This is a genomic window from Kribbella caucasensis (assembly GCF_004361855.1).
Classification (GTDB): Bacteria; Actinomycetota; Actinomycetes; order Propionibacteriales; family Kribbellaceae; genus Kribbella; species Kribbella caucasensis.
The window spans coordinates 350,692-373,788 of the sequence record NZ_SNWQ01000008.1; the positions used below are offsets into that span (position 1 = coordinate 350,692).

Annotated in this window: 20 protein-coding genes; 9 read left to right on the forward strand and 11 right to left on the reverse strand. The window is 68.6% G+C overall.

Annotated features, from left to right (window positions below; all coding sequences use genetic code 11):
- The first annotated feature begins 29 nt into the window (after positions 1 to 29).
- Positions 30 to 1,166, forward strand: coding sequence for a GntR family transcriptional regulator (locus tag EV643_RS19195; protein ID WP_166665493.1), 1,137 nt, complete (start codon positions 30 to 32; stop codon positions 1,164 to 1,166).
- A gap of 454 nt (positions 1,167 to 1,620) precedes the next feature.
- On the opposite strand, the gene EV643_RS19200 is transcribed toward EV643_RS19195, so the two are convergent.
- Both EV643_RS19200 and EV643_RS19205 read right to left on the reverse strand, forming a co-directional pair.
- Complete coding sequence (locus EV643_RS19200; RefSeq protein ID WP_133801449.1) at positions 1,621 to 2,874, reverse strand: amidohydrolase; 1,254 nt, start codon at positions 2,872 to 2,874, stop codon at positions 1,621 to 1,623.
- A 119-nt stretch (positions 2,875 to 2,993) separates the two neighbouring features.
- Positions 2,994 to 4,004 carry an Lrp/AsnC family transcriptional regulator gene (locus tag EV643_RS19205; RefSeq protein ID WP_166665494.1) on the reverse strand — a complete coding sequence of 337 codons (1,011 nt, stop codon included), beginning with the start codon at positions 4,002 to 4,004 and terminating at the stop codon, positions 2,994 to 2,996.
- 280 nt (positions 4,005 to 4,284) lie between these two features.
- Here EV643_RS19205 and EV643_RS19210 point away from each other — a divergent pair, with 280 nt between their 5' ends.
- The 8 genes from EV643_RS19210 (at position 4,285) to EV643_RS19245 (ending at position 15,049) form a co-directional block, all read left to right on the forward strand.
- Positions 4,285 to 5,832, forward strand: coding sequence for an ABC transporter substrate-binding protein (locus EV643_RS19210; protein ID WP_133801451.1), 1,548 nt, complete (start codon positions 4,285 to 4,287; stop codon positions 5,830 to 5,832).
- Between the two features lie 18 nt (positions 5,833 to 5,850).
- Positions 5,851 to 6,855 carry an ABC transporter permease gene (locus tag EV643_RS19215; protein WP_133801452.1) on the forward strand — a complete coding sequence of 335 codons (1,005 nt, stop codon included), beginning with the start codon at positions 5,851 to 5,853 and terminating at the stop codon, positions 6,853 to 6,855.
- Complete coding sequence (locus EV643_RS19220; RefSeq protein ID WP_133801453.1) at positions 6,842 to 8,491, forward strand: dipeptide/oligopeptide/nickel ABC transporter permease/ATP-binding protein; 1,650 nt, start codon at positions 6,842 to 6,844, stop codon at positions 8,489 to 8,491. Before EV643_RS19215 ends, EV643_RS19220 begins: the two co-directional genes overlap by 14 nt.
- A complete protein-coding gene (locus tag EV643_RS19225) occupies positions 8,484 to 9,293 on the forward strand; it encodes an ABC transporter ATP-binding protein (RefSeq protein WP_133801454.1) in 810 nt (269 codons plus the stop codon). Before EV643_RS19220 ends, EV643_RS19225 begins: the two co-directional genes overlap by 8 nt.
- A complete protein-coding gene (locus EV643_RS19230) occupies positions 9,290 to 10,504 on the forward strand; it encodes a metal-dependent hydrolase family protein (RefSeq protein ID WP_133801455.1) in 1,215 nt (404 codons plus the stop codon). Before EV643_RS19225 ends, EV643_RS19230 begins: the two co-directional genes overlap by 4 nt.
- 80 nt (positions 10,505 to 10,584) lie before the next feature.
- A complete protein-coding gene (locus EV643_RS19235) occupies positions 10,585 to 12,105 on the forward strand; it encodes an AMP-binding protein (RefSeq protein WP_133801456.1) in 1,521 nt (506 codons plus the stop codon).
- Entirely contained in the window at positions 12,102 to 14,285 is a 2,184-nt protein-coding gene (locus EV643_RS19240) for a CaiB/BaiF CoA-transferase family protein (protein WP_133801457.1), read from the forward strand. The genes EV643_RS19235 and EV643_RS19240 overlap by 4 nt, the downstream gene beginning before the upstream one ends.
- Positions 14,282 to 15,049 carry an enoyl-CoA hydratase/isomerase family protein gene (locus EV643_RS19245; protein WP_133801458.1) on the forward strand — a complete coding sequence of 256 codons (768 nt, stop codon included), beginning with the start codon at positions 14,282 to 14,284 and terminating at the stop codon, positions 15,047 to 15,049. The genes EV643_RS19240 and EV643_RS19245 overlap by 4 nt, the downstream gene beginning before the upstream one ends.
- Positions 15,050 to 15,052: 3 nt before the next feature.
- Here the strand turns inward: EV643_RS19245 and EV643_RS19250 are convergent, their stop codons facing one another.
- The 9 genes from EV643_RS19250 to EV643_RS19285 all read right to left on the reverse strand — a co-directional run bounded on the left by EV643_RS19250 (position 15,053) and on the right by EV643_RS19285 (position 22,994).
- Entirely contained in the window at positions 15,053 to 15,850 is a 798-nt protein-coding gene (locus EV643_RS19250; RefSeq protein WP_202869618.1) for an IclR family transcriptional regulator, read from the reverse strand.
- Positions 15,851 to 15,854: 4 nt separating this feature from the next.
- On the reverse strand, positions 15,855 to 16,634 hold the full coding sequence (locus EV643_RS19255; RefSeq protein WP_133801459.1) for an IclR family transcriptional regulator: 780 nt from the start codon (positions 16,632 to 16,634) through the stop codon (positions 15,855 to 15,857).
- A gap of 1 nt (position 16,635) precedes the next feature.
- Complete coding sequence (locus EV643_RS19260; protein ID WP_133801460.1) at positions 16,636 to 17,910, reverse strand: M20/M25/M40 family metallo-hydrolase; 1,275 nt, start codon at positions 17,908 to 17,910, stop codon at positions 16,636 to 16,638.
- A 2-nt stretch (positions 17,911 to 17,912) separates the two neighbouring features.
- Complete coding sequence (locus EV643_RS19265; RefSeq protein WP_133801461.1) at positions 17,913 to 18,872, reverse strand: quinone oxidoreductase family protein; 960 nt, start codon at positions 18,870 to 18,872, stop codon at positions 17,913 to 17,915.
- Positions 18,872 to 19,762, reverse strand: a complete 891-nt coding sequence (locus tag EV643_RS19270; RefSeq protein ID WP_202869619.1) for an alpha/beta fold hydrolase — start codon at positions 19,760 to 19,762, stop codon at positions 18,872 to 18,874. Before EV643_RS19270 ends, EV643_RS19265 begins: the two co-directional genes overlap by 1 nt.
- Before the next feature lie 66 nt (positions 19,763 to 19,828).
- Positions 19,829 to 19,951 carry a hypothetical protein gene (locus tag EV643_RS46490; protein ID WP_255513004.1) on the reverse strand — a complete coding sequence of 41 codons (123 nt, stop codon included), beginning with the start codon at positions 19,949 to 19,951 and terminating at the stop codon, positions 19,829 to 19,831.
- A gap of 12 nt (positions 19,952 to 19,963) precedes the next feature.
- Positions 19,964 to 20,839 (reverse strand): alpha/beta fold hydrolase, encoded by an 876-nt coding sequence (locus EV643_RS19275; protein WP_133801462.1) that lies wholly within the window; start codon positions 20,837 to 20,839, stop codon positions 19,964 to 19,966.
- The gene (locus tag EV643_RS19280; protein ID WP_133801463.1) at positions 20,836 to 21,777 is read right to left on the reverse strand and encodes a DODA-type extradiol aromatic ring-opening family dioxygenase; all 942 of its coding nucleotides are present in this window, start codon (positions 21,775 to 21,777) and stop codon (positions 20,836 to 20,838) included. The genes EV643_RS19275 and EV643_RS19280 overlap by 4 nt, the downstream gene beginning before the upstream one ends.
- A 5-nt stretch (positions 21,778 to 21,782) precedes the next feature.
- On the reverse strand, positions 21,783 to 22,994 hold the full coding sequence (locus EV643_RS19285; protein WP_202869620.1) for an aromatic ring-hydroxylating oxygenase subunit alpha: 1,212 nt from the start codon (positions 22,992 to 22,994) through the stop codon (positions 21,783 to 21,785).
- Positions 22,995 to 23,097: the final 103 nt, after the last annotated feature.

The window sequence follows — 23,097 nt, forward strand, 5'->3', positions numbered from 1 at the left end:
AACAGTGCCGATGTGTTCCAGGGGGCCGCGTGACCACGACACCGGCCGATGGTGGACTGCCGCTCTACCGCCAGATCGTCCGTGAGCTGCACGCGTCGATCGTCAGGAACGAGTACATCGCCGGCAAGCCGTTCATCTCGCAGCGCGAGGTCTGTGAACGGTTCGGTGTGAGCACCGCGACCGCGATCCGAGCCCTCAACGAGCTGGTCAACCAGGGCATCCTGGTTCGCCATCGCGGGCGCGGCACGTTCGTCGCGGAGCAGCCGGTCCGAACGCCCGCCCCGGCCGATCGGAGCGGCGCGACCATCGCCTGCATACTGTTCGGCCTGAGCAGTGGTCATGTGAGCCAGATGCTGAGTGGTGTCGAGGCCGGCTGCAAGGAGCTGGGATACCGTCTCCTGCTGTCCAATTCGGAAGCATCGTCCGAGCAAGAGCTCGCCGCAATGCGCCGCGCGAGGGAGGACAACGTCAGCGGGGTGGTGCTGTTCCCCGTCGAAGGCAGCACGAACGCGCTCGCGATCGCGGAGCTACGCCAGTCAGGGATCCCGCTGGTGATGGTGGACCGGTACCTGCCGGAGATCGCCACCGGCGCCGTCACTGCCGACAACTACTCGATCGGCTACCGGGTGACCGAGAAGCTCATCGACCGCGGCCACCGCCGCATCGCGGCCCTGTGGGACGAGATCTACTGCACCAGTGTGCGAGACAGGCTCACCGGGCATCAGCAGGCATTGACCGCCCACGAGTTGCCGATGGATGCCGAGCTGACCGTGCTCCGCTCGTACCAGAAGATGCCCACTCCGGCGCGGCGCCGGTACCTGTCCGAACTCCTCGCCTCGGCGGAACCCCCGACCGCCCTACTCTGCGCCCACGGGTATGTGCTCGCCACCATCATCCAGGACCTGCTCGACCTGGACCCCGAACTCCTGGAACGTCTGGACCTCGCCAGCATGGACAACGTCGCACCGTTCGACATCGTCCCGTTCATCACCGCGGCCGCCGTACTGCCATCGAAGGAGATGGGCCATGCCGCTGTCGGCCTCCTCGAGGAAGCAATCAAGGCCCACGAAGGAACCCGCGCCCACCACGTCGTGCTGCCCGCCGACATCCGCGACGGCGCCCGCGCGTCCCGCGCCCTGGCTCAACTATCCACTCCAGACCGCTGACGAGCCCTGCCGATCATGGTGTCCCAATACGAGCCGGCACGCCTCGTCCAGTCAGACGTTCAGGTTGATGCGTGTGGTTAAGGTTCGTGTCCCTCCTCGGACACGTGGGGGTTCAAGTCCCTGGGGACTTGAACCCTTTCTCATTTCTGGGCTCGCGGCGACGCTGATCCGCCATTCACGCTCCACTGCGTGTTCACAGCACCACTGTCGCCGTACGCCGGACAGACACGAACCCGGAACGGTAAGTCCCGGACTCCTGGAATTGTGGTCCGGTGCCGACGGGCTCAGGTCGCCCCGGACTGTGGTGCGACCAGGGCCAGGTCCGCTGCGTATGCGGTCACGGGATGCGAACGAGAAGCTTGCCGCCCCGAGTGCGACGCGACCGACAAGTTCGTTCACCTTGTCTCCTGCCACCGGGTCGGTTCTTCCGCCGGAATCCGCCACCAGGAATTCGTCAGTTTGAGCGGATCAGGGCTTCGAGGGTGTCGATGCCGATGGCAATGGCGTCCTCGGCGAGGTCGAAGGTCGCGCTGTGGTGTGGGCCGGGGCTCGACGCGCCGATCATGATGTAGGCGCCCTGGCTGCCGTGGCCCTGGACGTGCCTGATCAGCAGGTTGGCGTCGTCGCTGCCGGCCAGTGTCTGGGTCCGGATCACCTCGGCCACGCCCTGCCGCGCGTTGGCGACGGCGACGATGCGGTCGATCAGTTCGTCGTCTGGTGACAGAGTCGCGGACTGGCCCATCACCACGACGTCGGCCTCGACTCCTTGCGCCGCCGCCGTACCCGCCACGATGGACCGGATCCGGTCGACCAGCTCGTCGACAACGACGTCGTCGGTCGCGCGGGCCTCACAGGTCATCACCGCCGAGGACGGGACGATGTTCACGCCGTCACCGGCGACCAGCGTGCCGACGTTGAGCCGGGTGTCGGCAGAGCTGAAGCGGGGCACGGCCATGATGGCCAAGGCGGACATCGATGCCGCGAGCAACGCGTTGCGACCGGCCTCCGGAGCGCCCGCCGCGTGTGAGGCCCTGCCATCGAAGTTCACCTTCAGCTTCCGGGTGGCCATGCCGCCGGTGAAGCTGCCGACCACCGTGCCCAGCGGCAAACCACCGGCCAGGTGAATGGCCAGCATCCGGTCGATGCCGTCGGCAACACCGGCGTCGATCAGCGTCTGCGCGCCCCGGACGCCTTCCTCCGCGGGCTGGAACAGAACCCGCAGCGAGCCGGCGAAGTCGTGGTCCGCTAGGCGATGCAACAGGCCGACGCCCATGGTCGCGTTCGCGTCGTGGCCGCATGCGTGCATCGCGCCGTTCGTCGCGGCGAATCCGTTCGCCACCGGGAAGTGGGCCGGATCGGCGGACTCACGCATGGGCAACGCGTCGATGTCCACCCGCAGTCCCCACTTCGGGCCCGGCCTGGAACCGTCGAGATCAACCACCAGCGCTGTGCCGTTCTCCCGGAAGTACCGGGCACGTTCAGGCGCCACTCCCGCCGCGACGGCGGCTGCCTCCGACCGCTCCAGGGTCGCCGGAGCCGGGTAGTCGACGACGGCTGAGAGGTCATGCGCCTCCTTACCCGTCAGGACCGCGACCGGCAATCCCGCGATGGCTTGCTCGATCCGGGCCGCGGTTCCGATCTCGGCGAACGCGGGCTCGGGGTTGCGGTGCAGTTCCCGGCGAAACGCACGGAGCTGCTCAAACTCCACACCAGACCTCTTTCCTCAGCGAAACGTGCGCTCAGGGTAGGGACCGGTACGGCGAATCCCGGCCGGATCCGGTGAACTCGGCACGAAACACCACGATCCGGGCCCGGTGCTGCACGAAGTCAGTCCTCGAACACCGGCTGGCTGCTGACCGGGACGTAGCGCAGCCGGCGACTGTCGAGATCGAGGATGTAACCGGTCCGCTTCGCGATCCGCGGCACGATCCACCGGTCCTTGATCAGCACCCGCGGAAACACCGCGCCGAGCTTGCTCTCGATCTCGTCCAGTTCCTGCAGGTTGTGCAGCCAGAGGAACACCGCCAGGTTCGCCTCCCCCGTCACCGACGCGCAGAACCGGACCTGGTTCAGCTGCCGGAACGACGCGACGATGCGCTCCAGGTCTGGATGCTGCACGTTCAGCCACAACACGGCTCCAGCCGACCAGCCGAGCAACGTGTGCGCGAAATCGACCCGCCAACGCACCCAGCTCGCGGCGAGCAGCGCGTCGATGTCCCGCGACACCACCGACAGCGACCGGCCCAGCTCGCGTTGCAGTTCCGCGGTGGTACGGCGTACGTCGGTGCCGAGGGCATCGATGATGTCGCGATAGGCGGCCTTGCGCTCCGTCGGCGGGTCGGACGGCCGCAGGTGGTGCAGGGCCTTGACCTGGTCGTCGGCGAGCGCCTGCAGCCGCCAGCCCGAGCCCTCGAGGAAGATCGTGCGCAGGTAGTGGGTCCGGGTGCCGAGGATGCCCGGTGTCACCACGATGTGCTCGTCGATATAGCGGTCCATCGACAGCAGGCTGTGGGTCGTGATCATGATGTAGAGGTCGCGCGGCCCGGACGTGCAGTGCACGCTGAAGATCGGACCCTGCCGGGCGAGCTCGGCGATCACGTCACCGCGCCGGCCGGGTGCGCAGCGGATCTCGACCAGCGCCGAGACGGTCGGTTCCTGCGACCGTGCGCCGGCACCCTCGAAGCAGCTCGTCCACACCTGCCGCTCCTTGGTCAGCGTCGACCAGCGGCGCGAGATCGTGGACGGGTCCACCCGCAGGATCCGTCCCAGCTGTGCCCAGGAGACCCGGGGATGGATCTGCAGCGCGTTGATGATCTGCAGATCCAGCGTGTCGACCATGTCCAGCATCATGCGCCCGGACCGGCCCCGGCTCCAGTGATCGTGCACAGCGCGGTCCGCTGAGCGGAAAAGCGGGTTCCGGCTTGCCCGGTACGACGCGAATTCGTGCAGCCACCGTAACGCCCGGGAAACCGGCCCGATCGGGGCGTGCGGGGCGAGATCGTGCAGCCGGGCAGCGGTTTGGCCCAATTCCTTGCACAGTCGGTCCCGGGACACCTCGAACCGATGCTGCCGGTCCTACGCTCCACGCCATTGTTCTCCTGGCCCTGTTGGAGGAGCCGTGTTACGTCAATTTGCTGTTCCCGTGGCGCTGGTCGCCGCAGTGGGCGTGGTGGTGGCCGGATGTGGTGGACCGGCGAGCTCCGGGTCGCGCGACACGCTCGGTATGTCGCTGAACACCGATCCGGCGACCTTCGACCCGGCGCTGGCCAAGGGTGGTGACGACTACACCGTGGCCCGGTTGCTGTTCGACACCGTCGTCCGCAAGGACGAGGGCAACACGCTGGCCGGCGGGATCGCCTCGGAGTGGAAGGCGATCGACGCCTCGAACTACACGTTCACCATCCGCGCCGGGCTGAAGTGCTCCGACGGCAGCGCGATCACACCGTCGGTGGTGGCGGCGTCGCTGACCCGGTTCGCCGCGAAGGACACCGGATCGTCGGGCCGCACGCTCGCGACGGGCTCCGCCAAGGCGACGTTCACGCCCGACGACACAGCCGGCACGGTCAAGGCCGCGCTGTCCAAGCCGTGGTCGGACTTCCTCACCGGACTGACCCTCCCGCAAGCCGGCATCGTGTGCCCGGCCGGCCTGGCCGACCTCAAGGGTCTGGCGGCCGGCACGGTCAAGGGAGCGTTCTCCGGTCCGTACACGCTGACGTCATCACAGGCCGCGGTGTCGTACCAGCTGACGTTGCGCGACGACTACTCCGCCTGGCCGACGTTCGCCCAGCCGCTCGAAGGCAAGCCCGCCAAGCAGCTGAACCTGATGCCGATCACCGACATTGCCACGATCGCTACCCAGATGCTGTCCGGCAGCCTGGACGTGGGCGGCGTGAACGACGAGAACGTGGTCCGCTTCGCCGACAACAGTCAGTTCACCAGTACGACGGCCGCCAACACCACGACGTACCTGCTCTTCAACGAGCGTCCCGGCACGGTGTTCGCGGACCGGCCCGACCTGCGCGCCGCGGTCGCGCAGGCGATCGACGCACAGGCCTTCAGCGACATCATCAGCGGCAAGCGGGGCACGACGATCGCCACGGTCGGATCGGACAAGGTGGCCTGCGTCAACACGAACAAGCAGTTGCTGGTCGCTGCCGACGCCGCGGCTGCCAAGGCGACGCTGACCGGGGTCAAGTTCCGCATCGTCGGTACCACGTTGCTGCGCGGCGGGAACGAGTACATCGGCGAGGCACTCCGCAAGGCCGGCGCGAAGGTCACGGTCAGCTCCCTCGACAACGCGAACTGGGCCACCGTGACGGCAGCGGGCGGCAAGGACTGGGACATCAACGTCCAGGGTGACAACAACCAGCTGGGCACCCTGACGTCGTCCCTGCTGCGGGTGATGGGACCGGCCACCGAGAACGGCGGCCGGAACAAGATGGGACTGGTCAACGACGAGGGCTACGGCCACGTCCAGAAGGCGATGAGCGAGGTCGACAAGAGCGCGCAGTGTGCCGCCCTGCAAGGCGCGCAGAAGTCGTTCCTCCAGCGGGTCGACGCGATCCCGCTGGCCACGTTGCCGACCACCGTCATCACCGCGAGCGGGGTGGGCATCCGGAAGTTCGACGACTACATCGACCCGGCCACCGTCCGGATCACCGACTAGCCGGAAGGCGAAGACGTCATGGCTCACGCCGCGGTTGCCGAACACCGTTCTACCTCACCTTGGTTGCACTTCGCCGTACGACGCCTGATCGGGCTGGCCGCGATCTTCCTCGTCCTGCTGGTCGTGTCGTTCCTGATCGTGCAGCTGATCCCGGGCGATCCGGCGGCGGGGCTGGCCGGGGCCAACGCCGACCTGGCCGATATCGAGCGCATCCGGCATCAGCTCGGACTCGACCAGCCACTGTGGCAACGGTTCATCGACTACGCCGGCGGGGTCTTGTCCGGCGACCTGGGTACGTCGTTCATGTACCGGCAGCCGGTGCTGACGATCATCGAGAACCGGCTGCCGTTCACCGCGACCATCGCGCTGGCCGGTATCGCGATCGTGCTGCTGGTGGCGATCCCGCTGGGCATGCTGATCGGCGTACTGACCCAGGGCGGCCGGCGCAAGTGGCTGGACACGGGGTTCGGGTTCGTCACCGGCTTCCTCGACTCGGTGCCCGGCTACGTGATGGCGACGTTCCTGGTGGTGATGTTCGCGCTCGGGATCGGTGTGCTGCCTCTGTTCCCGCCGGCCTACACGCCGCGGTTCGGGTCCGCGTCGTTCGTGCTGCCGATCGCGGCGATCGTGATCGGCCCGATCTGCACGGTGTCGCGGGTGGTCCGGCGGGAGACGGCTGTTGTCCTCGGCAACGACTACCAGCGGACCGCGCACGGCTGGCGGCTGCCCGCCTGGAAGCGATACATCAAGTGGGCGCTGCCGAACCTCCTCACCAGCACGCTCACGGTGAGCGGCCTGGTGCTGACCGGGCTGATCGGCGGTGCGGTCGTGATCGAGTCGGTGTTCGCGCTCCCCGGTCTGGGCAGCGGCATCATCAAGGCCATTCTCGACCGCGACTACCCGGTGATCCAGGCGATGGTGATCGTCATCGGCATGATCGCGGCGCTGATCAACCTGCTGGTCGACATCCTGCTCGGCCTGATCGACGAACGAACCCTCGGAGGATCGCATGTCTCGGCGTAGAAACCTGGGGCTCGTTCTCGGTCTGAGCCTGTTGGGCGTTGTCGTCGTGATCGCCGTGCTGGCGCCGATCCTCTTCAAAACAGGGGCCGACGAGCTTGGGCAACGGTTCGCTCCCCCGTCGGCCGATCACTGGCTCGGCACCGACGCGGCAGGTCACGACGTGCTGCTCCGCAGCCTGGTCGCGACGCGACTCACGCTGCTGATGACGGTGGCGGCGACGGCGATCGCGGTGGCACTCGGCGTACTGCTCGGCACCAGTGTCTGGCTGATGCCGCGTCGGCTGCGGGAGCTGTGTCTGCGCGCGATCGACGCGATGGTTGCGTTCCCCGGTCTGTTGCTCGCGCTCGTGGTGGCGGCGGTGCTGGGGGCGGGCGGCTCGTCGGCCGTGATCGCCATCGGGGTGGCAGGCATCCCGTATTTCGCCCGCCTCACCGGGAACCTCGCCGCGAAGGTGTCCCAGCGGGAGTTCGTCTCGACCGCCCGGCTGCTCGGCGTGAGCCCGGTCCGGATCGCGTTCCGGCATCTGCTGCCGAACATGTCCGAGCCACTACTCGTGCTGTCTGCTTCGACCTTCGCAGGCACACTGACAGCGATCTCGGCCCTGTCGTTCGTCGGCCTCGGTGTGCAGTCTCCGTCGTACGACTGGGGAAAGCTCCTCAACGAGGCCTTGCCGTCGTTGCTGGCGGACCGGCCGTTCCAGCTGGTCGGCCCGGCGGTGCTCATCGTCGTCACCGGACTCGCCGCGGTGCTGATCGGCGATGGGCTTGCAGCGGCGGCGAATCCTCGGGCGGCCCGGACGGCGGCCGGCGGCGCCAGCACCCGGCGGACCAGCCAGGGCACTCCGCGGGACGGATATCTGGTCGATGTGCAGGAACTCTCCATCGAGTACGACGGCAAGCAGTTGGTGAAGGGGATCTCGTTCGGGATCAGGCAGGGCGAGATCCTCGGCATCGTCGGCGAGAGCGGTTCGGGCAAGACGCTCACCGCGATGGCACTCGCGCAACTGCTGCCCGACGGCCTCATCTCGAACGCCACCAGGATGACACTGGGCGACCTGGACCTGCTCGGACCGGTCCCGCCCGGCCTGATGGCGCAGACGGTCGGTCTCGTCTACCAGGACCCGGGCTCGACCTTCAATCCCGCGCTCCGGATGGGCACCCAGCTCACCGAGGTACTGCGCACACACCGCCGGCTCGGCGCGCAGGCGGCGAGACGCCGCATCATCGACGCACTCGGCACGGTGCGCCTGTCGAAACCCGAGCAGCGAATGAAACAGCATCCGCACGAACTGTCCGGCGGGATGCGGCAGCGGGCGATGATCGCGGCCGCGCTGGCGACCGAGCCGCGGCTCATCATCGCCGACGAACCGACCACAGCCCTCGACGTGACCGTCCAGGCCGAGATCCTGCGCGAGCTGAAGCGGCTGAACAGCGAGTTCGGTACGTCGATCATGGTCATCTCGCACGACATCGGCGTGGTCCGCGCGCTCTGTCACCGGGTGATCGTGATGTACCAGGGCAAGGCGGTCGAGGAGATCGAGGCCGCGCACCTCACGGTCGCGTCCGCCCAGCACTCCTACACGAAGGCCCTGCTCGAGGCCACCCCCGAACTCACCTTGGAGAACTCCCATGGCTGACGACGCACCGGTCATCGAGGTCCGCGACCTCGAGGTGAGCTACGGCTGGGGCCGCAGTACGACGCGAGTCCTGCACGGCATCACCATCGACGTTGCCAAGGGCACCACTGTCGCCGTCGTCGGTGAGTCCGGGTCGGGCAAATCCACGCTGGCCAAGACGCTGGTCGGCGCGGTCCGCCCGTCGGCCGGCAGCGTGACGATCGGCGGGATCGACGTGACCGCAGCACGCGGCGCACGTCGTACGGCGATGCGACGCAAGGTCCAGATGATCCCGCAGGATCCGTACTCCTCGCTCGACCCGCGGCGGACCATCGGCGACGCGCTCGCCGAGGCAGTGGATCCACGTCGGGCGAAGGTGACGAGGCACGCGGACGAGATCGTCTCGTGGCTCGAGACGGTCCGGATGCCTGCCGACACCCTGCATCGGTATCCGCACGAGCTCTCCGGTGGGCAGCGGCAGCGGGTCGCGATCGCGCGCGGACTGATCGTCCGGCCCGAGGTGGTGATCGCCGACGAGATCACCTCCGCACTCGACGTCTCGGTCCAGGCCGAGATCCTCAGGCTGATCGCGAGGCTGCGCGTCGAGCTCGGTCTGACGATGGTGTTCATCTCGCACAACTTGGCCGTCGTACGGCAGATCAGCGACGAGGTCGTGGTGTTGTACCGCGGCGAGGTCGTGGAGCACGGCCCGGCCGATCAGGTGTACGACGACCCGCAGCACGAGTACACCCGCACCCTGCTGAACGCGGTCCCCGGAGCGCCGGGCTTCGACATCGAACCCCGACGGCGGGAGGTCGCATGAGGTTCGTCAACGCCGACATCATCGACGGCACCGGAGCAGCTCCGATCCGCACCGGCGTCCTCGACGTGACACCGGACGGCCGGATCGGCTACGTCGGTACGGCGGCCGAGGCGCCGCCGATCGCGGTCGGTACCGAGGTACGCGACCTGCGCGGCAGAACGCTGATGCCAGGGTTCATCGACTGTCACTTGCACCTCGGGTTCAGCCTGGCGGACGGGCCGTTCCACGTCGTACAGAACGATCCGGCCCTCGTCGTGCTCGAGTCCGCGGCACGGATCCGGGCGACGCTCGACGCCGGAGTCACGACCGCCCGGGATCTCGGCGGCCTGACGCTCGGCTTCCGGGAGGCGATCGACCGCGGGCTGATCCCGGGGCCGAGGCTGCAGTTGGCCGTCCGCCCGATCAGCCATACGGCGGGCCACGGCGACATGCATCTGCACGGCGGGCACGTCGTCCACACGCTGCCCGGAATGATGGAACTGGCCGACACAGTCGACGAGGTCCGGAAGGCGACCCGGCGGGTGCTGCGCGACGGCGCCGACCTGGTCAAGATCTGTACGACGGGCGGGATGGGCAGCCGGCACGACCAGCCCGATGACGAGGGGCTGCGCCTCGACGAGGTTCGCGCGATCGTCGACGAACTCGACCGGCACGGCGGCAGACCGGTCGCCGCGCACGCCCAGGGACGCAAGGGCATCCTGACCGCGCTCCGGGGCGGTGTCGCCAGTGTCGAGCACGGGTACGGCATCGACGACGAGGGCCTCGACCTGCTCTGCGAACGCGGGACGTTCCTGGTGCCGACGCTGTCGACTGTGTTCGCGATCGATCAGGCGACGATGCAGCCGTACCACTACGCCAAGAAGGTGAAATGGTCGGAGATCACCAAGGAGAACATCGGCAACGCGATCGCCCGCGGCGCGCGCATCGCGCTCGGAACCGACGCCGGCGTCTGCCCACACGGCGAGAACCTGCGCGAACTCGACCACCTCGTGCAGCTCGGCATGTCGCCGATGGCCGCCATCGTCGCCGGCACCAGGGCCGGTGCCGAACTCCTCGGCATCGCCGACCAGGTCGGCACCCTCCGGCCCGGCCTGATCGCCGACCTCGTCGCGACCGACGCCGATCCGCTACGTGAGATCAAGGCCCTCGGCGACCCGACCCGCATCCAGCTCGTCATCACCGGCGGCACTGTGGTGAAAGACCTGACCTAGTGTCCGACACGGGACACTAACGGTTCGGTCAGCGGAACATCGGGCTGCCCGATTTCGGGCCTGTCTGTGGAGGATCAGGTATGGATTCCGGTGCGGTGTCGTTCCACGGGATCGTCGCGCAGCGGGCCGAGGCGCGGCCGGACGAGGAGGTCGTGCGGCTCGTGGGCGCTCCGGGCTGGACCGCGGCGGCCCTGTGGGAGCGCGCGCTGGCGATCGCGAGTGGTCTGTCGCGGTTCGCCGAGCCGGGTACGGCCGTCGCGACCTGTCTCGCACCTGGGCCGGAGGCGATCGCGGTGACGACGGCGATCTCGGCGCTCGGTGCGATCGAGTTGCCGCTCAGCCGGGACCTGGACGAGCAGTGGGTCCGGACGCTGGCGAAGGCATCGAACTGTACGACCGTGGTCACCACCGGCGAGCCGCCGCACCCGAATGGGTTCGGCCGGGTGGTGACGGTTGACGGGCCGGGCGGGGTGCTGCTGGACGACTTGATCGCCGACGGGCGGCGGGTGTCGCCGTACAAGAGTGCGCCTGGCGACCCGGCGACCGTGATGACGACGTCGGGTACGACCGGGCGCGTCAAGGGTGCCCTGCTGCCGGTGGCCGCGGGTCCTGGTCAGGCGGCGCGGGTCCAGCGGGCGATGCGGTACGACGAGTCCGATGTGCTGTACAGCTTCTTCTCCTGGCAGCACATCAATGCCCGGCACGCGGCGTTCCTCCCGGCGGTGCTGTCCGGCGCGCGGCTGGTGATCGGGACGAGGTTCTCCGCGTCCGGGTTCCTCGAGACGGTCCGGGCCGAGGGCGTCACCGCGTTCAACTTCATGGGAGCGGTGTGTGCGCTGCTGCTCCGGCAGCCGCCGACCGACGGCGACCGCGATCATCTGATTCGGCGGGCGTACGGCGGACCTGCACCGGAGCACCTGTTCCACGCGATGCGGGACCGCTTCGGCATCACGCTTCTCCAGGCCTATGCCTGCACCGAGCTGGGCGACGTGGCAACGACGTACGCGGGTCAGGTCCGTCGAGGCGCTGCTGGTCGGCCGGTGCCCGAATACCAACTGAGGATCGTCGACCATGCGGGTGTCGACGTTCCGGCCGGCGAAGTGGGCGAACTGCTCGTCCGTCCCGAGCAGCCGGATCTCACGTTCAGCACCTACGTCGGTGATCCTGTGGCGACCGAACGGGCCTGGCGTGGTGGTTGGTTCCACACCGGCGATCAGGTGCGGCTGGACGACGGCTGGTTGTACTTCGAGGGCCGGAGTGCGGACGTCGTACGGCGGCGTGGCATCAACATCTCCCCTGATGCTGTCGAGGAGGCCATCGCGGGTATGCCGGGTGTCGCCGAGGTCGCCGTTGTCGGTGTGCCGTCCGAGTTCACCGAGGACGAGGTGCTGGCGATCGCCGTACCGCTGCCCGGCCGGGTGCTCGATCCGGCCGAGGTACGGCGTCATTGCATCGCCCGGCTGCCACGACATGCACTCCCCCGCTTCATCAGCGTCGAGCCGTCGCTGCCGCGTAACGCCAATCTGAAGGTGTCCAGGGCTGAGCTGCGTTCCCGTGGCGTATCGCCCGGCACCTGGGACGCCGAAACGGAGAAATCATGAGCCGCCTGCGTGTGCTCGACCTGACCGACGAGCTGGCACGTTACGCCGGCCGGCTGTTCGTCGGGATGGGCGCCGAAGTCATCCGGATCGAGCGCGACCGGACGACCGCCCGTGCGGAGAGGCTGCACTGGCACTCAGGTCAGCGCGTACTGCACCTGCCCGACGACGCCGAGCTGGGCGTGGTGCTGGATCGCCTGCTGCCCGAGGCGGATGTCGTAGTCGAGTCGGGACCACTGGACCGGCTTCGCACACTGAAACTGCGCGGGCCCGACTGGCAACACGTGGCACATGTTGTCGTTACACCGTTCGGGACCTGGGGACCGTGCAAGACGTGGCCGGCCGACGATGTCGTGGCCACAGCGGCGGGCGGGATGGCGTGGCTCGGCGGTGCGCCCGGCGAGGCGCCGGAGCCGCCACCGCGTGCACAGGCAGGGCAGCTGGCCGGCACCCATGCCGCCATCGCCGCGATGCTCGCTCTGCTGGCCCGGCAACGGACCGGCGTCGGCCAGCTCGCCGAGATCTCGGTGCAGGAGGTGGTGGCCGCGACGCTCGAGACCGGCGCTATCTCGTGGATCCACGCCGGCACGATCCCGGGCCGGACCTCGGGGGTGTACGGGCATGTCGCGCATCGCGTCTTCGCGACCAAGGATGGCCACGTGGCCGGCGGCTACTCGGGACCGAACCGGATGTGGGACGACCTGCTCGCCTGGATGGCCGACGAAGGTGAGGCCGCCGACCTGACCGAGGAGCGTTGGCAGGACGCCGCCTACCGCTGGCAGCATCGGCCGTACGTCGACGAGGTCGTCGGGGCGTTCGTCGCTCGGCGTACCGCCGACGAGATCGCCACCGGCGCCCGGTCCAGGGGGTTGCCCTGGGCAACGGTCGCCGCACCGGACGACGTACTGAAGAACCCACAGCTGCTCGATCGTCAGTTCTTCCTCGACATCGACACCGCCGAGGGAGCGGTCCGGGACGTCGGCTTCCCGTTCCGGTCTCTCCAGTGTCCGGTGCGACTTCGCGAGCCGCAGGATGTCGACGCGACGGTCACCTGGCTGGAAGGTGTCCAGAGGCCTCGTCGTCGTACGGCCCATAAGCGTGGAGCGGCGCTGGACGGCGTCCGGGTGCTCGACCTGACCTGGGTGCTCGCCGGACCGTATGCGACCAAGCTGCTGGCCGAGCACGGCGCGGACATCGTGAAGGTCGAGTCGATGCACCGGCAAGACCCGACGCGGTTCGCGCCCTCGATGCGGTTGCGGCCGGAGGCGACGTACGACGACAGCGGGTACTTCCTCAACTTCAACCGCAACAAGCGCAGCCTCGCACTGAACCTCCGCAAGCCCGAGGCCCAGGAGCTCCTACGGCAACTGGTCCCGTTCGTCGATGTCGTGATCGAGAACTTCAGTCCGGGCGTCCTCGACCGCTGGGGTCTCGGCTACCAGCAGCTGCGGAAGCTCAATCCGAACGTCGTGCTCGTGTCGATGGCCGGCGTCGGGCAGACCGGTCCCTGGCGCCAGGCGGTGACGTTCGCGGACACCTTGGCCGCGATGTCCGGACTCACCTACGAAACCGGCCATCCGCCGCAGGGCCTGACGTTCGGCCTCGGTGACATGGTCGCCGCCAACGCCGCAACGCTGGCCACTTTGGATCTGCTCCACCAAGGCGTCGGCGGCCACGTCGACCTGTCCCAACTCGAAGCAATGGCAGCCCACCTCGGGCCTGCCGTGCTCGAAGCAAAACCGGCCCGGGTCGGCTCGCGCATCCTCCGGACCGCCGGCGACGACCGCTGGATCGCGATCGGCGCCGCGACCGACGACGCGCTGGCCACGGCACTCGGCACCACAGCGTCCGAGCTCACGGACGTCATCGGTGAGCAGGACGCAGACGCTCTCGCCGACCGCCTACAATCACTCGGCTTCCCCGCCTACCCCGTACGCGACGGCCGTGACCTGGTCGACCACGACCCTCAACTCGCCGCCGGCGGCTTCTACCAGCAGCTGGATCATCCACTCGCGGGCCCGGTGGCACACGAGGGCGTCGTGGCGCACCTCCACGGAACCCCCGGCGGCCTCTGGCAACCCGCTCCGCTCCTCGGCCAGCACACCGACGAGCTCCTGACCGAACTGCTCGGCCTCACCCCCGAACGCCTCGGCAACCTCCACGACGAAGGAGTCCTGGAATGAAGGACGGCTTCCAGATCCGGTACGACGGTCCGGTCGCGACACTGGCCATCGACAACGGACCGGTGAATACCGTGGATCCCGGTCTGATCGAGCGGCTGATCGACGGCCTGCCCGCGCTGACCGACGATCCCGACGTCCGGTGCATCGTCGTCCGCGGCAAGCACAAGGTCTTCGTCGGTGGCGCCGACATCACGGTGATGCGCCGCCTGGAGCCGGCGACGTACAAGGCCATGCGACGCTGGGTCGAGGTCCAACGAGCTCTCGAACTCGCCCCGAAGCCGGTGATCGCGGCGCTCAACGGTCACGCGCTCGGCGGTGGCGCGGAGCTGGCGCTGGCGTGCGACCTGCGCATCCTGCACGCACGCGCGACGTTCGGCTTCCCCGAGACGCGGCTGGGCATCTTCCCCGGCGCGGGCGGTTCGCAGCGCCTGCCGAGGCTCATCGGCCCGCACCGGGCCAAGCGGCTCATCATCGACGGCACCCGGCTGACCGCGCAGGAAGCCCTGGCGGAAGGCCTGGTCGACATCGTGGCGGGTGACGACTTCGACGCGGTGGTCGACCGCGAGGCGGCCCGCCTCGCGGCATTGCCGACGGCAACGATCGCTCTGGTCAAGCAGGTGGTCGACCGTGGCTGGGGACTGCCGATCGAGGAGGCGATGGCGGTCGAGGAGGAGTTCGTGCTGCGCAACCTCGAGCTCGAGGATGCCGCCGAAGGGCTGCAGGCGTTCCTCGACAAGCGGCCGCCGTCGTTCAGTGGCCGCTAGGCCCTAGTTGATCTGCTGGGTGGCCGCGACCTTGCGCATCACCTCGGTGAGCGCGGCGGCGTACCTGGCGGTGTCGGCGCGGAAGGTCGGCGCGGTGATGGAGAGTGCCCCGAGCAACAGTTCGCTGCTGCCGAAGATCGGCACCGCGACCGAGCAGTAGCCGATCGCCGTTTCCTCCAACTCGATCGCGTGCCCGACGCTGCGCACCTTACGGATCTGCTCCCGCAGCATCCCCGGCAGCGAGACCGTCGACGGCGTCAGCCGCTCCAGCGGCCGGGCGAGCACCTCCTCCAGCAACGTCGGCGCGGAGTAGGCCAGCAGAACCTTGCCGGTCGCCGTGCAGTGCAGCGGCATCCGGCCGGCGATCCGCGACGGTTTGGCCGCCTGCGGGTTGGGGCTGATCTTCTCCAGGTACAGAACCTCGAGGCCGTCACGAACAGCCAGGTGGACGGTCTCTTTGGTGGCGTGATGCAGGCTCTCCATATACGGCCGCACGGTGTCGCGCAGCACCCGGAACCGCGGTACCCGCGAGCCGAGCTCGAAGGCCCGCATCCCCAACCGGTATTCGGCACCCGACCGCTCCAGCATGCCCCACTCCAGCAGCTCCTGGGCCAGCCGGTGGACGGACGCCTTCGAGATGCCGGTACGGCGGGACAACTCCGACAACGACACGTCGGTGTCGTCGAGCTGGAACGCCTCGAGAATCAGCCGGGTCTTGCCCAGCACACTGTTCGCCCCGTCACCGAGACCTTCGCCGTACCGCCGCGGACTCACCTCTTCCACAAACAGAACAGTACGCACGGGCTCAGTTGATCTGGTGCGTCAACGCGACCTTCCGGCTCACGGCGGTCAGCGCGGCGGCGTACCCGGTGCAGTCCGCGCGGAAGGTCGGCGCGGTGATCGACAGGGCGCCGAGCAGCAGGCCGCTGCTCCCGAACAGCGGCACGGCGACGGAGCAGTACCCGATGACCGTCTCCTCCAACTCCACCGCGTGACCGGCCGTGCGGATCTTGCGCACCTGCTCCCGCAACGCCCCCGGCATGATCACAGTGGACGGTGTAAGGCGTTCGAGCGGCCGGGCGAGTACGTCGTCGAGCAGCGTGGGCGGCGAGTACGCGAGCAGGATCTTGCCGGTCGCGGTGCAGTGCAGCGGCATCCGCCCGGCGATTCGGGACGGTCGCGCGGCCTGCGGACCGCCGGCGATCTTCTCCAGGTACAGCACCTCCAGGCCGTCCAGCACGCCCAGGTGGACGGCCTCTTTCACCGCGTGATGCAAGTTCTCCATGTATCGCCGGACCTCGTCGCGCAGCACCCGGAATCGCGGCACCCGCGAACCCAGCTCGAACGCCCGCATCCCGAGCCGGTACTCCGCACCAGACCGCTCCAGCATGCCCCACTCCAACAGCTCCTGGGCCAGCCGGTGCACGGACGCCTTCGAGATGCCGGTACGACGGGACAACTCCGACAGCGACAGGTCGAGTTCGTCGATCTGGAACGCCTCGAGGATCAGCCGGGCCTTTCCCAGCACACTGTTCGCCCCGGCGCCCAGGCCCTCGCCGTACGGTCGTGCCCGCGGAACGTCCATCTCACAACCCTTCGACCAGCAGTACGGTCCGGACGAGAATCTCGACCAATCGCCGCATCTCCCGCAGATCGGCCAGGTTCATCCCCGCGGTGAAGTCCGGCGGCTCCCCGGTCGGCGTCGCCGGCACCTTCGGCATCCCGACTCGCGCGGTCGGAACCCCGCGCATGCGCAGGATGTTGGCGTCGGTAGCGCCGCTGTTGGCCAAGATCGGCACGTGCCGCTCCCCCGCGACGGCCTCCCAGGCTGCCACGGCCGCCCGCACGATCGGCTCACCAGGCGACGTGTGCGAGGCGGGGACGGCGGCGACCTGTTCGACCCGGAGTTCAGCGCCCAGTTTCGCTCCGAGGCGCTCGACCTCGGCCCGTACTTCACGGGTGACACCGGCCGGTGTCTGCGCCGTCGTGATACGTAGATCGAGCCGCAGCCGGACCAGCGCCGGACTCGACGCGGCGAGACGTTCCGAGCCGCCGTTGATCGACGACACGATCCCCTGCGGGCGCATCGTGCCGTGCTCATGGCGTACGGCGTACTCCTCCAGCCAGTCCTCGAGGTGCCCGGCCACCTCGCCCGCGAGTGCGACCGCGTTGCGGTACGGCAGTCGGTGCCGGCTCCCGGCGTAGGTGTGGATCCCCGGCACCAGTACGTCGAGCCAGACCAGCCCGACCTCCTCGTGCGACACGTTCCATCCCGGCTTGGCGATGACCCCGTAGTCGGTGGTGAACCCGCGTTCGAGCAGGAAGCCGGCGCCGACCCCATGGCCGGTGTTCTGTCGTCCACCCTCGATGGCGAAGCTCGGCATACCGCCCGCGCCGAACCCACCGATCACGTCTCCGGGGAGCTCGATCCCATCCGCCGCCAGCGCCTCCATCGCCACGATGACGCACGCCGCGTGCCCCTTCGGGTTCCCGGCGCCGAGACCCTGCACGAGGTCGCCGTGCAGGGTCGCCCGCGGCAGCATGTCGGGCCGCATCGCGAGGGTTGCCGACGGTACGTCGTACGCCGGATCGCCGGTGGTGAACGTGTCGAGCGGCGCATAGAGCAAGGTGGACGGACCATCGCCACCGGCCAGTGTGCCGACCGCATTGGCCTGCCGGTCGTCGAGCGGCTGCAGTCGGGCGGTCACACCGTTGGCGATCAGGTGGTCGACAATCCACTCGGCGACGCGGGCCTCCGCGCCGGTCGGGCTGGGGATGTCGACGACTCCGCAGATCGCCGTCGCCAGGCGGTCGCGGGTGACGTACTCCATCACTCGCCCAACCGCCTGCTCGGTCGTCATTGTCAGCTCCCCGGCAGGATCACGGCGCGGCCGCGCAGGCCGCCGGTCGCCAGCAGGTGCAATGCCTTCGGAGCGTCGTCCATCGCGAACGACTGGACCTCCAGCGTCAGCTCCCCCTTTGCGAGCAGTTCGGCGAGCAGCGGTGCGTACTCGCGAGCCGCCGCCTCGCGACGGATCATGTTGACCGGCAGCAGCGCCACATCGTCGAGCAACCAGGACGGCACATCGAGACCGAGCTCCTTGCCCGCCACATACCCGACGACGACCGCGCGCCCGCCGGGCCGCACCCAGCGCGCCCGCTGAGCCACCGCCTGACCTCCGAGTGTGTCGACCAGCAGGGTTGCCGGCCGCTCCTTCAGCAGCTCGGCAGCACGCTCGTCGTCGCCGATCAGAACAGGTTCCACACCGGCAGGCAGCAGATCGACCTGTGTCGGGTCGACCACGCCGACCACTACGCATCCGGCGCGCACCGCGAGCTGTGCGACCACCGAACCGACGGCACCCGCGGCTCCCGCTACCACCACGACCTCGTCCTCGACACCGGGCCAGGCCCCAAGACGCCCGATGTCGTGCAGAGCGACGTACGCCGTCGTCGTCGGGACGAAGTACGTCGCGCCGACCTCGGGCGACAGCTCGGCCGGCAACGGGGACGCGGCCTTGCGGGTCGCGACGAACCCCGCCCACGTGCCGTCGCGGAGCAGGCCGAGTCCGCCGCCTCGCAGGACCACCCGCGTGCCCGGCTCGTGGACGTCGGACGAGACGACGATGCCGCAGCCCTCGACCCCGCCGACATAGGGGAGCTGCGGTTTGAAGTCGAACGTCCCGCTCGCCACTGTGAGGTCCAGGTGCGACACGGCGGCCGCCTCGACCCGGACGAGCGTCTCGCCTTCCTTCACGAGCGGCGCCGGCACCTCCTCGACCACCGGATCGGCGCCCCACTCGTGAAAACGAATCGCACGCATCACGGCGCCGGGTGCTTCGCGAGGAACTCGAGGCTGAGCTCGTTGTACCGGGCGGCCTGCTCGTGCTGCGGCCAGTGCCCGCACTCGTCGAAGAGCACCAGCTCCGAACCGGCGATGGCCTCGTGCATGGCATTCGCCTCCGGGACCTCGCCGAACGGGTTGTTCCGACCCCACACCACCAGCGTCGGCACGGTGATCTGGGCCAGGTGCTCGGGACGTAGCACGTTGCGCAGCCGGACCTCCATGTTCTGCAGGCAGAGCAGGTTGTCGATGTTCTCGACGAAGTCGGGCTGGTGGTAGATCGCGTGCCGTACGGCGACGAGCTCCTCGGTCGCGTCCACCGGATCCGCCATCAGCAACCGCATCCTGGCCCGGGTCAGCTCAACGTCGTCACGCGAGACGGCCTCGCGGGTGCTGGTCCGGATCCGTTCCATCACCTGTGGGTTGGCCACGGTCCCGCCGGCGCACAGCAACTGCAGCGACGCGATCCGGTCCGGTACGTCGATCGCCGTACGGGCACCGACCCAGCCGCCGAGGGACTCACCGACGATGTGCGCGGATTCGATGCCGACGGCATCCATGTAGGCAAGCAGGTGATCCCGGTAGCGCGGGATCTCGTACGGGTAGTCGGGCTTGCCGGTGTAGCCGTGGCCGAGCATGTCGATCGCGTGGCAGGCGTACCGGTCGGCGTGCGCGCCGAGGTTGCGAGTGAACGCCTCCAGGTGACCGCTGGTGCCGTGCAGGAAGATCACCGGTTCACCGGACCCGGCCTGCAGCGACCGGGTCGGGACGCCGCCGGCGTCCACCGTGGTGATACGGAACTCCGTGCCGGTCAGCTCGGTCCAGATGGTTTCGGCCAGCGTCATATCGGTTTCCTCCAACAGAGTCATTTCGATTCCTCCGACAGCGTCATTCGGTTCCTCCGGCAGCGTCATTCGATTCCTCCGGAATGGGGGTCAGCGGTGCTGGTTGATCCGGTGGATCTGTGTGTTGCTCCGGGCAAGCAGTTTGCGCAGTACGACGACGAGCGCCGACAGTGCTAGTAGGAGCGGGGCGAGGACGACGAGGATCTTCTTCATGGTTCTCCTGGATCACGGATGGCCGACGGAGCGCAGGAAGCCGTCGACCACGGCGTGGTAGGCGGCCGGTCGTTCCTCCTGCAGGTGGTGTGACACGTGGTCCATCACGTGGAGGTTTCCGCGCTTGACCATCCGCGCCAGCATCAACGGATAGTCGGGCGTGAGGAACGCGTCCTCACGTCCCCAGACGAAGAGCGCCGGCGCCTTGATCAGGCCGAGCTCGCCGGTCAGGTCCTGCCAGTCGCCGCGGGGCGAGTCCGACATCGCGGCCAGCTCCCGCTCGCCCGGGTCGAGACTCTGCTGGTAGCGCAGGTCGACGGTCTCCTCGGGCAGGCGGTCGGAGTCGTACCACTCCAGGCGGGTGATGAGGGCGCGCATCTTGTCCCGGGTCGGTCCTTCGCCGCCGTAGTACACGTCGCGCGCGGCACGGCCGCGGTGACCGCGTTCGGGCAGCGGCGCGAGTGGCCCGTAGAAGACGGGCATGCTGCCGGTCATGACCAGCGAACGGACGCGTTCCGGGTACTTCGCGGCCAGGCAGAGCGCGATGGTGCCGCCCCAGGAGTTGCAGATGAAGTCGGCCTGCTCGACACCGAGTGTGTCCATCAACTCGACCGTCTTCGCGGCGTGGAAGTCCCACATCGGTCCGGTGATCAGGCACTTGTCCGACTTGCCGTATTGCAGGATGTCGACGATCAGGCAGTGGCGGTCGGTGGCGAAGTACGGCGCCACCGGGCCGAAGTCACTCCAGCCGGTGCAGCCGGGACCGCCGCCGTGCAAGAAGATCGTGTCGGGGCCTTCGCCCAGTTCGTGGAAGTGGTACTTGACGTCGCCGGCCGCGGCGAAACGGCTCTCCGGTGCCGGTCCAGCTGCCGGTGATCGGGTGCTCATCGACGGACCTCCGAAGAGTCGAGGAAGGCGACACCCATTCCGGTCAGCCATTCGGGCATCGGTGCGTAGGCGAGGCGCCGTCCGGGCGTGAAGCCGAGGGCGGCCGCCATCACGAGCCAGGTGCGAAGTTCCTGACCGCCGTTCCCGGCGACCGCTTCCAGCTCGACGGCCGTCATCGAGGCGTAGCGCCGAAGTTCGCCCTTCTGAAGGTCGTCGAGGAAGGCTTCATCGAACTCAGGGAAGATCGTCGGACGGGCGGCCACGATGATCTCCCGGCGGCGTTTGTCGTATCGCTCCCACTCACCGCGCCCGTTCAGCCAGGCTTCGACCAGGAAGGCTTCGTCCTCGTCGGCCGGATCGGTCCAGTCACTCGGCCACGGCAGCTGGTGGGACAGACCGCCGGACGCGATCACAACCACGCGCCGATCACTCCGCTGGATCGCGGCCGCCAGGTTCTCACCGAGCTGGACACACCGCGCCGGCGTCGGCAACGGCTGCGCGAACACATTCACCACCAGGGGCACTACGGGTACGTCGATGCCGTTGAGCAGATACTGGATCGCGTGCGATTGTCCGTGGTCGATCTGGAGCCGGGCCGAGATCGCCACCTCGGTCCCCGCCTCCACCAGGTCGGCGGCGAGCGCCTGCGCTAAGGCTGGGTCGGTTTTCTGCGGGCCCTTCGGCGTACCCGACTCACCGGCCGCGATCACCTCGCCGACGCCCAGCGTGAACGATGGGATCAGGTCGAGCCAGAAGCCGCGGAAGTGGTTCGAGCCGACGATCACCACAACGTCCGGGTCCACGTCGGCGATGAGGTCGCGAGCCGTACCGAGGGCGTCGCGGAACGCCTCGGCGCGGTCGGTGTGGACGACCTGGTCCCAGTGGGTGTTCATCAGCGTCGAGTGGGACGCACCGACGCCGAGCACGATCTCTCCCATCGGCGTCACTCCGCGGTCGCGTCGGCAGGCTCGTAGCCCTGCTCGCGCAACCGGTCGAGTCGTTCCTCGGTGACGTCCTCGGCGAGCTTGCGCCACTGCAGCAGCGAGTCGTCCGGTCGGTACAGCTTCTCCGGCGGCGCGTCGGTGACCTCGACCATCCACTTGTCCTGACCGGAGAACTGGCCGTGGAACAGCCAGCGCACCGCGCCGAGGTACTTGGCGTAGAAGGGCAGGGTCTTCAGGCCCTGCTTGAAGTCCGCGAGCACGCCGACGTACAGATGGTTGTCTTGGTCAACGGGTACGTAGAACTCGTAGTGGATGAAGGTCGGGTAGGCGATCCGCAGGACGCCGGGCATGCTGACCGAGGCGAACCCGGGGAACTCCTGGGCCGCGATGGTCGGGTTGACCTCGCGATGGGTGGAGGTGTTGCCGATGTTCTTGGTCTCCTTCGGCGGCTTCAGCTTGTACCAGGCCGTGCCTGACCAGCGGCCCAGTCCCGGGAAGTCGGCCTCCCAGAACTGCTCCTGCTGCACCCGGTAGATCCACCGGCCACGCTTGACGATCCTGGTCGTGTTCCAGACCGGCATCGGCTTGAACAGCCGCCACAGCGCGGTCCGGTGCAGGTACTTCGCGTGGCCCTCGTCGAACCCGTTCTCGCAGGCGAAGCGCCAGTTCCCCTCCCGCGGCTGGATGCGCGCGCCGATCACGGCCGGGTTCGACACGAGCTCCTCGGGCAACTGCTCGTCGATCGGGTGCGGTGGTTCGCCGTCGCCGACGTACACCCAGACCATCCCGAGCCGTTCCTCGACGTCGTACGTCGGCTGCGTCACCTTCCCGCAGATCGGCGACCGCGGCCCGTCGGTGATCGCGGCCTTGAGGTCGCCGGTCTCCAGGTCGAACGTCCAGCCGTGGTAGACGCAGGACACCGTGCCCGGGAACTGCTTGTTGCCGTAGCTCAGCGGTACGCCGCGATGTGGGCAGCGGTCCTTCATGCCGAAGACCTTGCCCTTGTCGCGGATGACGAACAGCCGCTCGCCGAGCAGGGTCACCTGGCGCGGTTTCTCCCTCACCTGCGACGAGAAGCAGACCGGGTACCAGTAGCCGCGGAAACCGGCCTTCGCGGCCTGGTAGTGCGGCCAGCTCGACCAGTCCTGGCGACCGGGCAGCCGGCCGGCCCGGTGCTTGCGTACCTGCCTTCGGTCAACGGTGTCGGTCACGTCAGCTCCACTGGTCGTCGCAATCGGTGCAGCGAGCACATCACCGGGCTTGGAGCGCGACCAACAAGTTCGGTTCGTCTGACGGAACGCCCCTGCCCGCTGG